The sequence below is a fragment of the Pseudomonas cyclaminis genome (assembly GCF_015163715.1).
Taxonomy (GTDB): Bacteria; Pseudomonadota; Gammaproteobacteria; order Pseudomonadales; family Pseudomonadaceae; genus Aquipseudomonas; species Aquipseudomonas cyclaminis.
This window is the reverse complement of record NZ_JADDUM010000400.1, coordinates 1-598: the sequence shown is the minus strand read 5'-3', so window position 1 is coordinate 598 and position 598 is coordinate 1. Positions and strand designations below refer to the sequence as shown.

General features: G+C 59.9%; 1 protein-coding gene. It reads right to left on the bottom strand.

Annotation, left to right across the window (positions count from 1 at the left end):
* Positions 1-139: 139 nt before the first annotated feature.
* Positions 140-598 (bottom strand): LysE family translocator (locus IQK56_RS30815; RefSeq protein ID WP_193901994.1); only part of this gene is annotated, 459 nt, incomplete at its 5' end.

The window sequence follows — 598 nt, the reverse complement described above, 5'->3', positions numbered from 1 at the left end:
AAAGGAACCATCAAGCAAAATCCAGGTGTGGCGCCACTTGCACAGGTCAATCAGGCGATGATCGACAATCGCCTGATTTTAATCGTGGCAGGCATTCAATGGCCTACCAAGGGCACGGTCCCTGCGAGTGTCTATTTTGTCAAAGTGAGCCGCTCCTGACGTGGATCAGCGACAGGGCCCCAGCGCCTGCGAACAGTGCGGCACTGACCCGATTGAACCAGCTATGCCCGTTGCCGCTGCGCAGATACCGCGCAGCACCATGTGCACCCAGGCCATAGGCGAGCTTGCACAGCAGATCAAGAACGGTCCAGGTGGCAATCATGATCAGCAATTGCGGCAAAAACGGCTGCTCACTGGTAAGAAACTGCGGCAGGAAGGCGGCGAAAAACAGGATGTCTTTCGGGTTGCTGGCCCCCAGCACAAAAGCCCGGCCGAACAGCGTGCGAAAACGTGGCACGGGGGCTGCTTCCGGGACTGTGGCGCCATGGGCCGGCTGGCGCGATTGCTGCCAGCTCTGCCAGGCGAGGTAGAACAGGTACAGCGCCCCGACGATCTTGAGGGCGCTGAACAACTGCTCCGACGCCAGCAACAGCGCACC